At 65.9% G+C, this 16,679-nt stretch carries 12 protein-coding genes; 10 read left to right on the forward strand and 2 right to left on the reverse strand.

The window, feature by feature from the left end:
- The first annotated feature begins 16 nt into the window (after positions 1 to 16).
- Positions 17 to 679, forward strand: a complete 663-nt coding sequence (locus N1F91_RS19590; RefSeq protein ID WP_289994777.1) for a glycosyltransferase family 29 protein — start codon at positions 17 to 19, stop codon at positions 677 to 679.
- Between the two features lie 119 nt (positions 680 to 798).
- Here N1F91_RS19590 and N1F91_RS19595 read toward each other — a convergent pair whose 3' ends face one another.
- The gene (locus tag N1F91_RS19595) at positions 799 to 1,107 is read right to left on the reverse strand and encodes a HigA family addiction module antitoxin (protein WP_289994778.1); all 309 of its coding nucleotides are present in this window, start codon (positions 1,105 to 1,107) and stop codon (positions 799 to 801) included.
- Between the two features lie 9 nt (positions 1,108 to 1,116).
- Positions 1,117 to 1,413 (reverse strand): type II toxin-antitoxin system RelE/ParE family toxin, encoded by a 297-nt coding sequence (locus N1F91_RS19600; protein ID WP_289994779.1) that lies wholly within the window; start codon positions 1,411 to 1,413, stop codon positions 1,117 to 1,119.
- Positions 1,414 to 1,827: 414 nt separating this feature from the next.
- Here N1F91_RS19600 and N1F91_RS19605 point away from each other — a divergent pair, with 414 nt between their 5' ends.
- The 9 genes from N1F91_RS19605 to N1F91_RS19645 all read left to right on the forward strand — a co-directional run bounded on the left by N1F91_RS19605 (position 1,828) and on the right by N1F91_RS19645 (position 16,334).
- On the forward strand, positions 1,828 to 3,024 hold the full coding sequence (locus N1F91_RS19605) for an ABC-three component system protein (RefSeq protein WP_289994780.1): 1,197 nt from the start codon (positions 1,828 to 1,830) through the stop codon (positions 3,022 to 3,024).
- Positions 3,021 to 3,509, forward strand: coding sequence for a three component ABC system middle component (locus N1F91_RS19610; protein ID WP_289994781.1), 489 nt, complete (start codon positions 3,021 to 3,023; stop codon positions 3,507 to 3,509). The genes N1F91_RS19605 and N1F91_RS19610 overlap by 4 nt, the downstream gene beginning before the upstream one ends.
- Positions 3,506 to 5,452 (forward strand): DUF3732 domain-containing protein, encoded by a 1,947-nt coding sequence (locus N1F91_RS19615; protein WP_289994783.1) that lies wholly within the window; start codon positions 3,506 to 3,508, stop codon positions 5,450 to 5,452. Before N1F91_RS19610 ends, N1F91_RS19615 begins: the two co-directional genes overlap by 4 nt.
- 240 nt (positions 5,453 to 5,692) lie before the next feature.
- Positions 5,693 to 8,161 carry a glycogen/starch/alpha-glucan phosphorylase gene (locus N1F91_RS19620; protein ID WP_289994786.1) on the forward strand — a complete coding sequence of 823 codons (2,469 nt, stop codon included), beginning with the start codon at positions 5,693 to 5,695 and terminating at the stop codon, positions 8,159 to 8,161.
- A gap of 162 nt (positions 8,162 to 8,323) precedes the next feature.
- The gene (gene glgC / locus N1F91_RS19625; protein WP_289994788.1) at positions 8,324 to 9,583 is read left to right on the forward strand and encodes a glucose-1-phosphate adenylyltransferase; all 1,260 of its coding nucleotides are present in this window, start codon (positions 8,324 to 8,326) and stop codon (positions 9,581 to 9,583) included.
- The gene (gene glgA, locus N1F91_RS19630) at positions 9,580 to 11,016 is read left to right on the forward strand and encodes a glycogen synthase GlgA (RefSeq protein WP_289994789.1); all 1,437 of its coding nucleotides are present in this window, start codon (positions 9,580 to 9,582) and stop codon (positions 11,014 to 11,016) included. The genes glgC and glgA overlap by 4 nt, the downstream gene beginning before the upstream one ends.
- A gap of 3 nt (positions 11,017 to 11,019) precedes the next feature.
- Entirely contained in the window at positions 11,020 to 12,648 is a 1,629-nt protein-coding gene (locus N1F91_RS19635; protein WP_289994790.1) for an alpha-D-glucose phosphate-specific phosphoglucomutase, read from the forward strand.
- Between the two features lie 14 nt (positions 12,649 to 12,662).
- Positions 12,663 to 14,687 (forward strand): glycogen debranching protein GlgX, encoded by a 2,025-nt coding sequence (gene glgX, locus N1F91_RS19640; protein ID WP_289994791.1) that lies wholly within the window; start codon positions 12,663 to 12,665, stop codon positions 14,685 to 14,687.
- Positions 14,688 to 16,334 (forward strand): alpha-glucosidase family protein, encoded by a 1,647-nt coding sequence (locus N1F91_RS19645; RefSeq protein WP_289994793.1) that lies wholly within the window; start codon positions 14,688 to 14,690, stop codon positions 16,332 to 16,334.
- Positions 16,335 to 16,679 lie beyond the last annotated feature (345 nt).

Consider the following 16,679-nt stretch of genomic DNA (forward strand, 5'->3'; position numbering starts at 1 on the left):
CGGGAGACGGTCGGCCGTGATCCCCGGGGCTGACGGCATGCCGCGCTACGTCGCCATCGTCGGGAACGGCCCTCTGGGCGATCTCGACGGCAGGGAGATCGACGGGGCCGATTTCGTCATGCGCTTCAATTTCCCGCCCTATGGACCGGAGCGGGGCGGGAACCGGACCGACATGATGGTGCTCGTCAATTCGGGAAAACTCCTCGGCCTCTGGTTCAGGGACCCTGCCTTCCTGAGCAACGTCTACATCCGGGGCGCACGGCGGGTGATCCTCCCCTGGCATCCCGACGCGATCCGTCGGTGGCACCCGACGCCGAAGTTCCGCGAGCGGGTGGAGAGGCGGATCGTCACGCGGAAGGAGCACTGGACTAGGCAAGCCTTCGAGCGCTTCGGCCGCATGGGAAAGGAAGTCTCCCTCCTGCCCGCATCGCTGGCCGCCCAGTGCTTCGAGGACCTGCAGCTGGCCGCAACGGACTGGCGCATCCCCAGCACCGGCTTCCTCGGGATCCGCCACGCCCTGCATTCCTTCCCGGACCACCCCCTCAGGCTCTTCGGATTTATCTGGGAGGGCTGGGAGGGGCACGACTGGGCGGCCGAGCGGACCTGGCTCGCCCGGCAGGGGAGGGTACGGATGCCGGGGGAGGGGAACGGGCAGGTGGAGGCGGCGGTTCGCGGGTGATTGGCGCAGGGCCGGGTCAAACAGGCATCAAGCGGCGGCCGGAGTAGGACCGGAAGCCAGAACGCTGGCCGTGCGGCCATCGCGAAGAAACGGCGGCAGATCGGCGGGATCGCTCCTTGCTATGCCGCCTTCGCCAAGGGCTTGGCACGTTCCACCCGCGCCCGCTCGTCGGGCGAATTCATGACGTTCCACAGGTCGCTGCGGCGCTGCGTGTTCAGCCAGAAGTCCGGGCTGTTGCCGAATACCCGTGCCAGAATGAGCGCCGTCGCTGCCGTGACGTTACGCCGGTCATTGCACAGTTCGTTTACATGCTTGCGCTGCACGCCCATCGCCTCGGCCAGCGCGGCCTGCGTCAGGCCGAGCGGCTGCATGAACTCTTCCGTCAGGATTTCGCCGACCGAGGCCGGTTTGCGTGTGGTCATCAACATGGCGTCACCTCATCGATAGCTATGGTCGTCGAGATAGACATCCGACGCCTCGCCGCGACCGCCGTCCCATCGGAAGACCAGCCGCCATTGCTTGTTGACGCGGATCGAATGCAGGCCGTCGAGCGTGCTGCGGAGCTTCTCGAAATGGTTGCCGGGCGGCACGCGCAAATCCTGATCCGTGACTGCATCGTCGATCATCTGGAGCTTGCGGAACAACCGGCTTTCGAGATCGGACGGAATGTTGCGGGAGTGGATATCCTCCACGAAAAAGGCCCGCAGCCATTCGTCCCGAAACCCGACGATCATTCCACGGCTCCAATGGAGGGATTATGTACCACTCTATGGGTCATCCGCCAACTGAGTGATGGCAGCAGGTTGTGATTCCGTCGGTTTTGCGACGATTCGTTGGAGAGCACGATGCGCCGGACCCGGTTCGACAAACGCCGGCGGCTGGAGCCCATCGCCAACATCCCGCCGGCCGAAGCCGAGGAGCGCTGCCACGCCATGCCGCAAGAGCCGGCCATGGCGGCGTGACCTCTGGCGACACGGCCTCCGGCAAACCCGGGGCGGTTCAACCTCGAAGATCTCGTTTCGACATTGGCAGAGGGGAAAACGTGGATGCCGGCATTTGTCCGGTTGATTCCGGCGTTCGAGTTATTTCAATAATTGGCCAGTCACTTCTCATCGGAGGGATGCCTAAACTACGGCATCCTATGGTTCATGCCTGATTCAAATTCGAAGTTCTCGGCCGCCGAGCAAGGGCTTGGATACATGTTCCAACCTCGGTTGGCTCTGCTGCAAGCCCTCGATTGTCCTGAGGACTGCCTGGTCTTCATCGAACGCAATGACGATGTGGAGTTCGTCGAGCAGGACGGGAAGGTCTCGCTCGGCTCCCTCAAGCATAAGGTTGAGGGAGACAGGCTCACCGACCTTTCGACCGATTTTTGGAAGTCGGTGAGGATCTGGCTTGTGAACTTTAAGAGGACCGGCCGGACGGCATCGAAGGCACGATATCAGCTCCTAACCACAGCCGAGGTCTCGGCCGGGTCATTCCTTACCCAGTTTGAGGATTTCGAAGCCGACGGCGAACGGAGGGCGCACGATGCGGGCGCGGCGTTGGCGATGAGCAGGTCCGAACTCATCGGAGAGATCAGGGACGAACTGGCGGACCTTGATGGTGACGAACTCGCCGACTTCTATTCGAGGATCACGATCTTCTCGCGGACGCCCAGGATAAACGACATTCCCGATTTGGTCGGACGCCGTCTGATCACCGTACGGAAGGAATTCCGTCAGGCTCTTTTTCAACGTCTGGAAGGATGGTGGATCGACTTGGTAATCCAGACTCTAACCGGCCGGCGCTCGGAACCGATCAAGGTCCAGGAACTCCATGATCGGCTGGCAATGCTTGCCGACGACTACAAGATCGACAGCCTTCCCATCGAATTCACCGACAAGCTCCCCGAGGGCCGCATTGACGCGACCGGGGACAAGCGCCGCTTCGTAGAACAGCTGCGCGCGCTCAACCTGTCCACCGACCGCATCCGTTATGCGATTATCGACTACTATCGTGCCTTTGAGCAGCGCTCGAGCTGGGCTAGGGCCAATCTTTTGGTCTCTGACGAGATCGAGCGCTATGAAGACAAGCTGGTCGAGGAGTGGGGTCGCTACAAGGCGCTCGTCTGCGAGAACATTACCGCAGACAGCAAGGACGAAGTCTGTATCAGCGCTGGGCGCGAACTCTACCGATGGGCCGAGCAATCGACGGGGCAACTTCGGATACGCGAGAAGGTGGCCGAGCAATACGTCGTGCGAGGGACATTTCACATCCTGGCTAACGGCATCCCCGCGCCACGCGTCCATTGGCACCCTCGTTTCCTCGAGCGCCTGGCCAAGGCGTTGGGAGTAGCGGCATGAAGCCCTGGAGCCAACGTCCGATCGAAATCCGGAACCTGTTCAACCCTGCGTTCTGCGGCCTCCTGATGCACAGGGCCATAATGGGTTTCAGGGACAAGGATGCAAGGGGAATGCCGTTTTCGCTTTCCCTGTTGATCCTTCCCCTGTGCCTGCACCAAGGTTCGCGCGAGATATTGAAGGCGGGCAACAAGAGTTACCTACTCAAAGTTGTCGCCGAGCATCCCGAACTCCTCGTCGGCTTTGCCGGTCGATGCACCGACACGCTGCCCTTCACGCTCGAAGGATTGGGCGTTCTTATGCAATACCAGGCACTGTCCGTGGATGACGAAGGCCGTCTTCTTCCTGGCCAGGTAAAAGTAATTGCTGCCGTGAACGGAAGCGACGAGACTAAGGCCTGCCAACGCGTCGCTGCCTATCTCGGCAAGCAGTTCGCCCTTATAGGCGACCGGGGAACCATCTACACAACTCTGGGCATTCGGCCATGAAGATCAAGTCGATCCATATCTACAGCCTGGACGGGCGTCGGCGGGACGTGACGTTTAATGACGGGCTCAATGTCATCACAGGTCGGTCGTCCACCGGCAAGTCCGCTCTCTCCGACATCATCGAATACTGCATGGGACGATCGACGTTCAACGTCCCGGAAGGAATCATCCGCGACCGGGTGGTATGGTTCGCGGTGATCTATCGTTTCGCGGGGGAAGAAGTGCTGGTGGCCAAACCCGCTCCTTTGGCGGGGGCGCAAAGCTTGAGCACGGCCATGATACGGCGAGGCGCAAAGGTGAGTGCGCCGGTCCTCACCGACCTGGCGGTCAACGACAGCGATGAAGGCGTGGTCGCGCTACTGACCCAACTGCTGGGGATTCAGGAGAATACGACGGACGTCCCGCTCGAGAGTAGCCGTGTGAGCTTCGATGCCAACGTCAAACATACCTTTTACTACCTGTTCCAGAAGCAAGGACTCGTAACCAACAAGGACCAGCTTTTCTATCGCCAGAACGAGCCGCAGCAGCCCCAGGCCATAAAGGACACGCTTCCAATACTACTCGGCGTTTCCGGTCGGGACAAGTATACTCTTGAATCCCAATTGCGGATTGCCCAACGCGAACTGCGGCTGAATGCAAAACTCCTGCAGCAGGCCAGAGAGGCGATCGACAATTCCGAAGAACGTGCGATTGGCTTGATTTCCGAGGCTCGTGCGGTGGAGATTCCACTGGGAGACGATGCGACCAACGTTGTTGGCTTGCTGAGGAAGGCATTGGAGTGGCAACCGACTCCGATACCGGAGGATGACGGCGCGAGGGTTTCGACGATCGAAAGAGACCTGCTTGACCTGCGGTACCAGCGGCGAGAAGTTCAGCGCCGTATCGAGGGCGCGCAGCAATTCTCACAACGGTCCAAAGGTTTCGAGGTCGAGGCCAGCGAGCAACGCGACCGCCTCAAATCCATCCGTGCCTTGCCGAGAAACGGCGAGACCGGCGAGTGGCAATGGCCGTTTGCGCGAGTTGATCTCGGCATGGATACACCGATCGCGAAGGCCCTTCTAATCGAACTGGAATCTCTGAATGACGAGCTCCTCGCCGTCACTAGCGAGCGACCGGCGCTTGCCTCTTATCTCTCGAGCCAGGAAAGGGAGCTTTCCGAGATCGCCGACAAGATTCGGGTCAAGGAATTGGAGCTGTCCTCGGCGATCTCATCGAGCGAGATGGCCACGACTCTGGGCAACAGGAACACGGCCGCGTCGCGTGTAGTGGGTCGTATAAGCCTTTTTCTTGAACAGCTCGTCCCGAACACGGAACTAATACGACTGCAAACAGAGGAGCGACGCCTCAGGGCCAGGGTCGCCGATCTCGAAGAGCGACTGGGAGCAGATGATTCCGACACCCGTCTGATTTCTACGTTGAGCAATATCGGCCTGCATATGTCAGGTTATATCTCTGCCTTGGGCGGAGAGTTCGCCGAGTTCCCCGCGCGCCTCGATCTTCATCACCTGACCGTAGTGATCGACCGTCCCGGCCGGCCGATATACATGAGCCGTACCGGCGGTGGGGAGAACCATCTCGCTTACCACTTGGCGGCTCTCCTCTCGCTCCACCGTTTCGCAGCGACCTACGGCCACCCAATTCCACGATTCCTTCTAATCGACCAACCTAGCCAGGTCTATTTCCCGTCCGATGCTTCCTATGAAGCGGCGGGAGGCTCGGTCGACGAAACCGAACGCCAGGAAGACGCGGATCTGGGGGCAGTCCGAAGGCTTTTCGAGGCGCTCCATAAATTTGCTACGGAAGACGCACCAGGCTTCCAACTGATCGTCACCGAGCACGCGAATTTGCGTGAAGACTGGTTTCAACGATCCCTTGTCGAGCCGTCTTGGTCCAAGCCGCCGGCGTTGGTGCCGGAAAACTGGCCGGACATCCCGCTGCAGTAGTAGCAGTCGCGTCCGCCCTGCCTATTCACGGCAAAGCCTCATAAAGGTCAGATACCAGGAATCCATTTCGCGTCTGCTCACGCCACCCTCACCCCCACCCCCCGCCCCTCTTTTCCCCATCCCCCCTCCACAACATCATTTGCAATCCCGACCATTGCGACTAGCATGGTCCCGGGAGGAAGGCTGGAGACCTGGGCGGGGTCGGCGTGAGGCGTCGTCCCGCATGGCGAAGGGACCGACATGGACCGGGCGACGACGAGCGAACTCCCGATTTTTGCGGCGCATGACGACGATCCGAAGGCGCTGGCCGACGAGATCCTAAAGTGCCTGACCTATCGGGTCGGCAAGGATGCGTCGGTGGCCACGCCCTATGACTGGCTGGCCGCCTCCATCAAGGTCGTGCGCGACCGCATCATCGAGCGCTGGATCGCCTCGACGAAGGAGGCCTATGCGCAGAAGCGCAAGCGGGTCTACTATTTGTCGATGGAGTTCCTGATCGGCCGGCTGATGCGCGACGCCTTCTCCAATCTCGGCCTGATGCAGCAGATGCGCGATGCGCTGAAGCTCCTCGACGTCGAGATCGACGTGATCGCCGGGCTGGAGCCGGACGCCGCACTCGGCAATGGCGGCCTCGGGCGGCTAGCCGCCTGCTTCATGGAGAGCATGGCCTCCGTCGACCTGCCGGCGCACGGCTACGGCATCCGCTACGTGCACGGCCTGTTCCGGCAGGAGATCCAGGACGGCTGGCAGGTGGAACTGCCCGAGACCTGGCTCGACCACGGTAACCCCTGGGAATTCGAGCGCCGCGAGCGCTCCGTCGAGATCGGCTTCGGCGGCACGGTCGAATCGATCACGTCGAAGGACGGGCGGCTGGAACGGCATGTCTGGCGGCCGCAGGAGCGCGTGCTGGCGGTTGCCTACGACACGCCCGTCGTCGGCTGGCGCGGCCGGCGCGTCAACACGCTGCGGCTGTGGTCGGCCATGGCGGTCGACCCGATCCTGCTTGCCGCCTTCAACGCCGGCGACCATATCGGCGCGCTGCGCGAGGCCAACCAGGCCGCCTCGCTGACGCGCGTGCTCTATCCGGCCGACAGCCACCAGGCCGGCCAGGAACTGCGGCTGCGGCAGGAGTATTTCTTCACCGCCGCCTCGCTGCAGGACATCGTCCAGCGGCACCTGTCGCAGTATGGCGACCTGCTGACGCTGCCCGACAAGGCGGCGATCCACCTCAACGACACCCACCCGGCCGTCGCCATCGCCGAGCTGATGCGGCTGCTGATGGACGTCCACGGCATCGATTTCGACACCGCCTGGGGGATCACCAAGCGGACCTTCGCCTACACCAACCACACCTTGCTGCCGGAGGCGCTGGAAAGCTGGCCGGTGCCGGTGTTCGAGCGGCTTCTGCCGCGCCACATGCAGATCGTCTACGCCATCAACGCCCAGGTGCTCCTGGAAGCGCGCAGCCGGCAGATCTTCGACCTCGAGCAGATCCGCCGCATCTCGCTGATCCACGAGGACGGCGACCGGCGCGTGCGCATGGGCAATCTCGCCTTCGTCGGCTCGCACTCGATCAACGGCGTGTCGGGCCTGCACACCGACCTGATGAAGCAGACGGTCTTCTCGGATCTGAACCGGCTCTATCCGGGCCGCATCAACAACAAGACCAACGGCATCACGCCGCGCCGCTGGCTGATGCAGTGCAATCCGGGGCTGACGGCGCTGGCGCGCGAGGCGATCGGCGACCGCTTCCTCGACGATACCGACGCGCTGAAGGAGCTGAACCGCTTCGCCTCCGACGCCGCCTTCCGGGACCGGTTCGCGGCGGTCAAGCGCGCCAACAAGCAGAAGCTCGCCGACCTGGTCGCCGAGCGGCTCGGCCTGCGCATCGATCCGTCGGCGCTGTTCGACGTCCAGATCAAGCGCATCCACGAGTACAAGCGCCAGCTCCTCAACATCATCGAGGCGGTGGCGCTCTACGACCAGATCCGCTCGCATCCGGAGAAGGACTGGCTGCCGCGGGTGAAGTTCCTCGCCGGCAAGGCGGCGCCGAGCTATCACAACGCCAAGCTGATCATCAAGCTCGCCAACGACGTCGCCCGGGTGATCAACCGCGACCCGGCCGTGCGCGGCCTGCTGAAGATCGTATTCGTGCCCAATTACAGCGTCTCGGTGGCCGAGATCATGGTGCCGGCCGCCGACCTGTCGGAGCAGATCTCGACGGCGGGCATGGAGGCCTCGGGCACCGGCAACATGAAGTTCGCGCTGAACGGCGCGATCACCATCGGCACGCTCGACGGCGCCAATGTCGAGATCAGCGAATGCGTCGGCGAGGACAACATCGTCATCTTCGGGCTGAAGGCGCACGAGGTGGAGGAGACGCGCCGCAAGGGCTACGTGCCGCGGGCGATCATCGAAAGCTCGCCCGAGCTCGGCCAGGCGCTGCACGCGATCTCGTCGGGCGTGTTCTCGCCCGACGATCCCGGCCGCTACCGGGCCCTCGTCGATGCGCTCCACGAGACCGACTGGTTCATGGTCGCCGCCGACTTCGACGCCTATGCCGATGCGCAGCGAAGGGTGGACGAGATCTGGCGCAATGCGCCGGACTGGTATGCCAAGGCGATCCGCAACACGGCGAATGTCGGCTGGTTCTCCTCCGACCGGACGATCCGCGAATATGATCGCGACATCTGGCATGCCGGCCTCTGAGCCGGCCAGCCACCGTCAATTTCGGGCGGAACGTTCGCCCGACCGCACCCGTTGCACCGTCCTTCGTCGACCGGCGGGGCATGGCGCAGGGCCGTGCGTTCCTGCTACTGGTTTCGACATGCATGCACGCCGCGGGCGACGCGGCGGGAGAGGGGAGGAACCATGGCAGAACAACGGATCCAGCCGCTGGCGCGTGACGCGATGGCCTATGTGCTGGCGGGCGGCCGCGGCAGCCGCCTGAAGGAACTGACCGACACCCGCGCCAAGCCCGCCGTCTATTTCGGCGGCAAGACCCGCATCATCGACTTCGCGCTGTCGAACGCGCTCAATTCGGGCATCCGCCGCATCGGGGTCGCCACCCAGTACAAGGCGCATTCGCTGATCCGCCACCTGCAGCGCGGCTGGAACTTCTTCCGCCCGGAGCGCAACGAGAGCTTCGACATCCTGCCGGCCAGCCAGCGCGTCTCGGAGACGCAATGGTACGAGGGAACGGCCGATGCGGTGTTCCAGAACGCCGACATCATCGAGGACTACAATCCGGAGTTCATGGTCATCCTGGCCGGCGACCACATCTACAAGATGGACTACGAGCCGATGCTGCGCGAACACGTGGAGTCCGGCGCGGACGTCACGATCGGCTGCCTCGAGGTGCCGCGCATGGAGGCGACCGGGTTCGGCGTCATGCATGTCGACGAGCACGACATGGTCGTCTCCTTCATCGAGAAGCCCGCCGATCCGCCCGGCATCCCGGACAAGCCCGATTTCGCTCTCGCCTCGATGGGCATCTACGTCTTCCGCACCAAGTTCCTGATGGAGGAACTGCGCCGCGACGCCGCGACGCCGGGTTCGAGCCGTGACTTCGGCAAGGACCTGATCCCGCACATCGTCAGGCACGGCAAGGCGCTGGCGCACCGCTTCTCCAAGTCCTGCGTCCGCTCGACCTTCGAAGGAGAGGCCTACTGGCGCGACGTCGGCACGATCGACGCCTACTGGGAGGCCAACATCGACCTGACGGCGATCACGCCCCAGCTCGACATCTACGACCGCGACTGGCCGATCTGGACCTATGCCGAGATCAAGCCGCCGGCGAAGTTCGTCCATGACGAGGAGGGACGGCGCGGCTCGGCGGTCTCGTCGCTGGTCGCCGGCGACTGCATCATCTCGGGTGCGGCGCTGCGCAAGTCGCTGATCTTCACCGGCGCCCGGGTGAACTCCTTCTCGATGCTCGACGAGGCGGTGGTGCTGCCCGACTGCTATGTCGGCCGCAATGCGCGGCTGACCCGCGTGGTGATCGATCGCGGCGTGCGCATCCCCGAAGGCCTGGTCGTCGGCGAGGATCCGGAAGAGGACGCGCGCCGTTTCCGCCGGACCGAGTCCGGCATCTGCCTGGTGACGCAGTCCATGATCGACAGGCTTGCATGAACATCCTCTCCGTCGCCTCCGAGATCTATCCGATCGTCAAGACCGGCGGTCTGGCGGACGTGACGGGCGCCCTGCCGGGCGCGCTCGCCGCGCATGGCATGCCGATGCGCACGCTGGTGCCCGGCTACCGGACGGTGATGGCGGCACTCGGCGGCGGCCGCAGGGTCGTCCGGTCCTATCCTGAATTCTATGGCGGGCCGGCCGCGATACTGGCAGCGGAAGCGGCCGGGCTCGATCTCTTCGTCCTTGATGCGCCGCATCTCTTCGACCGCCCGGGCGCGCCCTATGGCGACGGCACCGACTTCGACGACAACTGGCGCCGCTTCGCCGCCCTCGGCAAGGCCGGGGCCGAGATCGCCGAGCATGGCGGCGACGGCTTCCTGCCCGACCTCGTCCATGCGCATGACTGGCAGGCGGCGATGACGATCGCCTACATGCGCTACGCCAACGCGCGTTCGGTGCCGACGGTGATGACCGTCCACAACCTCGCCTTCCAGGGGCAGTTCCCGGCGTCGATCTTTCCGCTGCTCGGCCTGCCCGACGCGGCGATGAGCGTCGACGGCGTCGAGTATTACGGCGGGGTCGGTTTCCTGAAGGCCGGGCTGCAGGGGGCGAGCGCCATCACCACGGTGAGCCCGACCTATGCGCAGGAAATCCGCACGCCGCAATTCGGCATGGGCCTCGACGGGCTGCTCAATGCCCGCGCGGCCGACCTGCACGGCATCGTCAACGGCATCGACGTCGACGTGTGGGATCCGCAGACGGACACGCTGCTGCCCGCCCCCTACGGGCCGCGGACCCTGCAGAAGCGGCAGCGCAACCGGCAGACCGTGGAAGAGCGCTTCGGGCTCGACCAGGACGGCGCGCCGATCCTGACCGTCATCAGCCGCCTGACCTGGCAGAAGGGCATGGATCTCTTCGCCGAGGTGCTCGACCGCATCGTGGCCGAAGGCGCCAGGGTCGCGGTGCTGGGTTCGGGCGACCATGCGCTGGAAGGCGCGCTTTTGTCGGCCGCGGCGCGCCATCGCGGCCGGGTCGGCGTCGTCATCGGCTACAGCGAGCCGCTGTCGCACCTGCTGCAGGCCGGCTGCGATGCCATCCTGGTCCCGTCGCGTTTCGAGCCCTGCGGGCTGACCCAGCTCTACGGCCTGCGCTACGGCTGCGTGCCGATCGTGGCGCGCACCGGCGGGCTGGCCGACACGATCGTCGACGCCAACGAGGCGGCACTTTCGGCGGGCGTGGCGACCGGGTTCCAGTTCGCGCCGCTGACGGCCGATGCCTTCCTCCAGGCCATCAGGCGCGCGATGCGCTGCCATCGCGAGCCCTCGGTCTGGGCGACGATCCAGCGCCAGGGCATGAAGGCCGACGTCTCGTGGAACCGCAGCGCGACGCGCTATGCCCGGCTGTACGACACCCTCGCCTCGGATGTTTGAACGATGATCAGGACCGTTGCCACCACGCCTTACGACGACCAGAAGCCGGGCACCTCGGGCCTGCGCAAGAAGGTGCCGGTCTTCCAGCAAGAGAACTACGCCGAGAACTTCATCCAGTCGGTCTTCGACAGCCTGGAGGGCTTTGCCGGCAAGACGCTCGTCATCGGTGGCGACGGCCGCTACTACAACCGCGAGGTCATCCAGACCGCGCTGCGCATGGCCGCCGCCAACGGCTTCGGCCGGGCGATCGTCGGGCAGGGCGGCATCCTGTCGACGCCGGCGGCCTCGAACGTCATCCGCAAGCACGGCGCCTTCGGTGGTCTCGTGCTGTCGGCCAGCCACAATCCGGGCGGCCCGACCGAGGATTTCGGCATCAAGTACAATGTCGGCAACGGCGGCCCGGCGCCCGAGCGCATCACCGAGGCGGTGTTTGCGCGTTCCAAGATCATCGACCGCTACCTCACCCTAGAGGCGCCCGACCTCGACCTCGACCGGACCGGCACCTTCGACCTCGGCGGCATGGCGGTCGAGGTGATCGATCCCGTCGCCGACTATGCCGCGCTGATGGAAACGCTGTTCGACTTCGACGCGATCCGGGCGATGTTTGCGGGCGGCTTCGGCATGGCCTTCGACGCCATGCATGCCGTGACCGGTCCCTATGCGACGGAAATCCTGGAGAAGCGGCTGGGCGCGGCACCGGGGACGGTGCGCAACGGCGTGCCGCTGCCCGATTTCGGCGGCCATCATCCCGACCCGAACCTCGTCCACGCGAAGGATCTTTACGACCTGATGATGGGACCCAATGCGCCGGACTTCGGCGCGGCGTCGGACGGCGACGGCGACCGCAACCTGATCATCGGCCGCGGCATCTTCGTGACGCCTTCGGATTCGCTCGCCATGCTCGCCGCCAACGCGCATCTGGCGCCGGGCTATGCGGGCGGGCTGAAGGGCATCGCGCGCTCGATGCCGACGAGTGCGGCCGCCGACCGGGTGGCCGGGAAGCTCGGCATCGGCCTCTACGAGACGCCGACCGGCTGGAAGTTCTTCGGCAACCTGCTCGACGCCGGCATGGCGACCATCTGCGGCGAGGAGAGTGCGGGCACCGGCTCCGACCACGTGCGCGAGAAGGACGGGCTGTGGGCCGTGCTGCTCTGGCTCAACATCCTGGCGGTGCGCAGGGAGAGCGTGAAGGACATCGCGCGAAAACACTGGGCCGAGTACGGCCGCAACTACTATGCCCGCCACGACTACGAGGCGGTGGAGACGGAGCGGGCGAACGCGCTGATGGCGGAGCTGCGCGGCAGGCTCGCCACCTTGCCGGGGACGGCGGTGCAGGGCCTCGCGGTCGCCTTCGCCGACGATTTTTCCTACACCGATCCGGTCGACGGCTCGGTGTCGAAGAACCAGGGCATCCGCATCGGCTTCGACGGCGGCTCGCGCATCGTCTTCCGCCTGTCGGGCACGGGCACCGAGGGCGCGACGATCCGCGTCTATCTCGAGCGCTACGAGGACGATCCGGCACGGCTTGCGCAGGAGACGCCGGACGCGCTGGCCGACCTGATCCTCGCCGCCGACGAGATCGCCGGCATCGGCCGTCACACCGGACGGGCGGCGCCCGACGTCGTCACCTGACCATGGCGGACGCGATGCCGGCCGACCCCTGCGGAGCCGAATGCGTCGATGGCGGCGCGCAGTTCCGCGTCTGGTCGGGCTCGGCGGACAGGGTGTGGCTGTGCGTGTTCGACAACGCGGGCGAGGCCGAGGTCGCGCGCGTCGAGATGGAGGAGGCTGGCGGCGGCCTTCGCGAGGCCTTCGTCGCGGGCGCCGCGCCCGGCCTACGCTACGGCTTTCGCGCCGATGGCCGCTTCGACCCGGACCAGGGCTTCTGGCACGATCCCGACAAGCTCCTGATGGACCCCCATGCGCTGGAGATCGACCGGCCCTACCGCTACGCGCCGGAACTGGGCGCCCGGCGGGGGGAAGGGCGCGACACGGCCCCGCTGATGCCGAAGGCCGTGCTGGCGGGGCCGCTGCCGGAGGTGCCGGCGAGGGCGCCCGTGTTCCAGCCCGGCGGCTTCGTCTACGAGATCAACGTGCGCGGCTTCACCATGAAGCACCCGGACGTGCCTTCGCCGCTGCGCGGAACCGTTGCGGCACTGGCCCATCCGGCCGTGCTCGACCATCTGACGACGCTCGGCGTCGATGCGGTGGAACTGATGCCGGTGACGGCCTGGATCGACGAACGGCATCTGGCGCCGCTCGGGCTGAAGAACGTCTGGGGCTACAATCCGGTCACCTTCATGGCGCTCGACCCGCGGCTCTGCCCCGGCGGCGTGGCCGAGCTGCGCGAGACGGTGGCGGCGCTGCGCAGGGCCGGCATCGGCGTCATCCTCGACCTCGTCTTCAACCACACCGGCGAAAGCGACGTCTTCGGCCCGACGCTGTCGCTGCGCGGCCTCGACAATCTCTCCTTCTACCGGCACCTGCCCGGCGACCCGCTGGTGCTCGCCAACGACACCGGCTGCGGCAACACCGTCGCCACGCAGCATCCCGAAGCGCACCGGATGATCCTCGACACGCTCAGGCATTTCGTCACGCGCTTCGGCGTCGACGGCTTCCGCTTCGATCTCGCGCCGGTCCTCGGCCGTGACCATCGCGGCTTCGATCCGGCGGCGCGCATCTTCGGCGAGATCGCCGCCGACCCCGTGCTGGGCGACCGGGTGCTGATCGCCGAGCCCTGGGACGTCGGGCCCGGCGGCTACCAGCTCGGCGGCTTCCCGCAGCCGTTCCTCGAATGGAACGACGTCTACCGCGACGACGTGCGCCGCTTCTGGCGCGGCGATGCCGGCCGCGTGCCGTCGCTGGCGACGCGGCTCGCCGGTTCTTCCGACATCTTTGGCCGCAACGGCTCGACGGGCACGCGCAGCGTCAACTTCATCGCCGCCCATGACGGCATGAGCCTCGCCGACCTCGTCGCCTACGAGAGGAAGCACAACGAGGCGAACGGCGAGGGCAATCGCGACGGCCACGACGAGAACCTGTCGTGGAACAACGGGGTGGAGGGCGAGACGGACGATCCGGCGATCCGCAATGCCCGCGCGCGCAATCTGCGGGCGCTGTTGTCGACGCTGTTCCTCTCGCGCGGGACGATCATGCTGACGGCGGGCGACGAATTCGGCCGCACGCAGCACGGCAACAACAACGCCTATGCCCAGGACAACGGCCTGGCCTGGCTGGACTGGGAAAACCGTAACCGCGACCTGCAGGCGCATGCCGCCGCGCTGGCAGCACTCCGCCGCAACGTGAAGGCCTTGCGCAAGGCAGGCTTCCTGACCGGAAAGGCGCAGGCGGAAGGCGCGCCGCCGGACGTAGAATGGCTTTGCGCCGCGGGCCGCCCGCTCGACGAAGCGGGCTGGAACGACGCGGCCAACCGGCGCTTGGCCATGGTTCTGGCGGGCGGCGAGGACGGACCCCGGCGGGTGGCCCTCCTGGTCAACGGCGATCATGATGCAGCCGTTTTCACCCTGCCGGCCGCCGCGGGCTCAGCCTGGAGCCTCATCGGGTCCGCGCAGGACGTCGAATTGCGGCCGCACGAGAATGCGATCGTGCTTGCGGGTCGCGCCGCGGCCGTGCTTTGCGAAACCGAGACGTCACGACGGACGGGGGACTGAATGGCTGAGACTGTCGAACGGGCGCCGGCCGGCGCCGACTGGTGGCGCGGCTGCGCCATCTATCAGATCTATCCGCGCTCGTTCCAGGATACGGGCGAGGACGGGGTGGGCGACCTGCCGGGCGCCACCGCGCGGCTGCCCTATGTGGCGAGCCTCGGCGTCGACGCCATCTGGCTGTCGCCCTTCTTCATGTCGCCGATGGCCGACATGGGCTACGACGTCTCGGACTATTGCGCGGTCGACCCGCTGTTCGGCACGCTTGCCGATTTCGACGATCTCGTCGCCGAAGCGCATCGGCTGGGGCTGAAGGTCATCATCGACCAGGTTCTGTCGCATTGCTCCGACCAGCATGTCTGGTTCAGGGAGAGCCGGTCGAGCCGCGACAATCCGAAGGCGGACTGGTACGTCTGGGCCGATCCGAAGCCGGACGGCAACCCGCCCAACAACTGGCTGTCGGTCTTCGGCGGCCCGGCCTGGGAGTGGGATTCGACGCGCCGGCAATATTACCTGCACAATTTCCTCGCCTCGCAGCCGGACCTGAACTTCCACAATCCCGACGTCCGCGCCGCCCTGCTCGACACCGTCCGCTTCTGGCTCGACCGCGGCGTCGACGGCTTCCGGCTCGACACGGTGAACTATTATTTCCACGACGCCGCGCTGCGCCCCAACCCGCCGAAGGCGCCGGGCGGGGCGGGCGACGTGCCCGACACCAACCCCTATGGCTACCAGCAGCATGTCCACGACAAGAACCAGCCGGAGAATCTCGGTTTCCTGCGCGAGTTCCGCGCGCTGCTCGACCAGTATGACGGCCGCGCGGCGGTGGGCGAGGTGGGCGACGGCGCGGGTGCGCTGAAGATCGTGGCGGCCTATACCGGCGGCGGCGACAAGCTGCACATGTGCTACACCTTCGACCTGCTCGCGCCCGCCTTCTCGGCCGAGCACGTGGCGCAGTGCATTTCGGAGTTCGAGACCTCGGTGGTCGACGGCTGGGTGTGCTGGGCCTTCTCCAACCACGACGTCCAGCGGCATGCCTCCCGCTGGGCGGGCGAGGGCCGGACGCCGGACGCGATCGCCCGCTTCTCGATCGGCCTGATCGCCTGCCTGCGCGGCTCGATCTGCCTCTACCAGGGCGAGGAACTGGGCCTGCCGGAGGCCGACATCGCCTTCGAGGACCTGCGCGACCCCTACGGCATCCGCTTCTGGCCGGCCTTCAAGGGGCGCGACGGCTGCCGCACGCCGATGGTCTGGGAGAGCGCTGCCCCGCATGGCGGCTTCTCGCAGGCGCGGCCCTGGCTGCCCGTGCCGCCGGCGCACAGGGCGCGCGCGGTGGACGTGCAGTCGTCGGACGCCGGCTCGATCCTTTCGCGCTACCGCGCGGTTCTCGCCTTCCGCAAGGCGCATCCGGCGCTGACGGGCGGCGCGATCGAGATCGTCGAGCAGACCGAGGACGTGCTGGCCTTCCTGCGCGAGGCCGATGGCGAGCGGCTGCTCTGCGTCTTCAACTTCTCGGCCGATCCGGTCGCGTGGATGCTGCCGGCCAATCTCGGGCCGGTCGAGGCGCTGGCCTTTCCTGGTTCGAGTGCCGTGCTCGACGGCGACACGCTGGCGCTCGCCGGGCTCGACGGCTTCTGCGGCCGGGTGGTGTGACGCTGCGCCGCCCAGGCCGTGCCGGGAGGCCGGGCGAGGGCGCAGGCATGGCGTGGCGGCGCGGATTGGAAGCGGCGTGGCGCGGGGGAAATGCGGGGACAGTTTACTTAATTCGAACCTGCACGGCCGGGAAAAGCCGCCGAACACGTCCGAATTAAGTAAACTGTCCCCGTATTTCCCGGCGCGCCGCACCTGCGAGGGGTACGCGTTTCCTGCGCCGGGGTCCCCCCCTCCGCCTCGCTTCGCTCGGCACCTCCTGTACCCTTTTCCCGCGGTTTCTGGATGCACGCCGTGGGTCGCGCGAAGTGAAGCGGAGCGGAACGGAGCGTGACCCACGGGCGACGG

Origin of the sequence: Aquibium sp. ELW1220 (genome assembly GCF_030398385.1) — a bacterium.
Taxonomy (GTDB): domain Bacteria; phylum Pseudomonadota; class Alphaproteobacteria; order Rhizobiales; family Rhizobiaceae; genus Aquibium.

Excerpts from the sequence above, each read along its gene's own strand:
- N1F91_RS19595 (WP_289994778.1), bottom strand. The coding sequence starts at position 1,107 with ATGTTGATGACCACACGCAAACCGGCCTCGGTCGGCGAAATCCTGACG.
- N1F91_RS19600 (WP_289994779.1), bottom strand. The coding sequence starts at position 1,413 with ATGATCGTCGGGTTTCGGGACGAATGGCTGCGGGCCTTTTTCGTGGAG.
- N1F91_RS19605 (WP_289994780.1), top strand. The coding sequence starts at position 1,828 with ATGCCTGATTCAAATTCGAAGTTCTCGGCCGCCGAGCAAGGGCTTGGA.
- N1F91_RS19610 (WP_289994781.1), top strand. The coding sequence starts at position 3,021 with ATGAAGCCCTGGAGCCAACGTCCGATCGAAATCCGGAACCTGTTCAAC.
- N1F91_RS19615 (WP_289994783.1), top strand. The coding sequence starts at position 3,506 with ATGAAGATCAAGTCGATCCATATCTACAGCCTGGACGGGCGTCGGCGG.
- N1F91_RS19620 (WP_289994786.1), top strand. The coding sequence starts at position 5,693 with ATGGACCGGGCGACGACGAGCGAACTCCCGATTTTTGCGGCGCATGAC.
- glgC (WP_289994788.1), top strand. The coding sequence starts at position 8,324 with ATGGCAGAACAACGGATCCAGCCGCTGGCGCGTGACGCGATGGCCTAT.
- glgA (WP_289994789.1), top strand. The coding sequence starts at position 9,580 with ATGAACATCCTCTCCGTCGCCTCCGAGATCTATCCGATCGTCAAGACC.
- N1F91_RS19635 (WP_289994790.1), top strand. The coding sequence starts at position 11,020 with ATGATCAGGACCGTTGCCACCACGCCTTACGACGACCAGAAGCCGGGC.
- glgX (WP_289994791.1), top strand. The coding sequence starts at position 12,663 with ATGCCGGCCGACCCCTGCGGAGCCGAATGCGTCGATGGCGGCGCGCAG.
- N1F91_RS19645 (WP_289994793.1), top strand. The coding sequence starts at position 14,688 with ATGGCTGAGACTGTCGAACGGGCGCCGGCCGGCGCCGACTGGTGGCGC.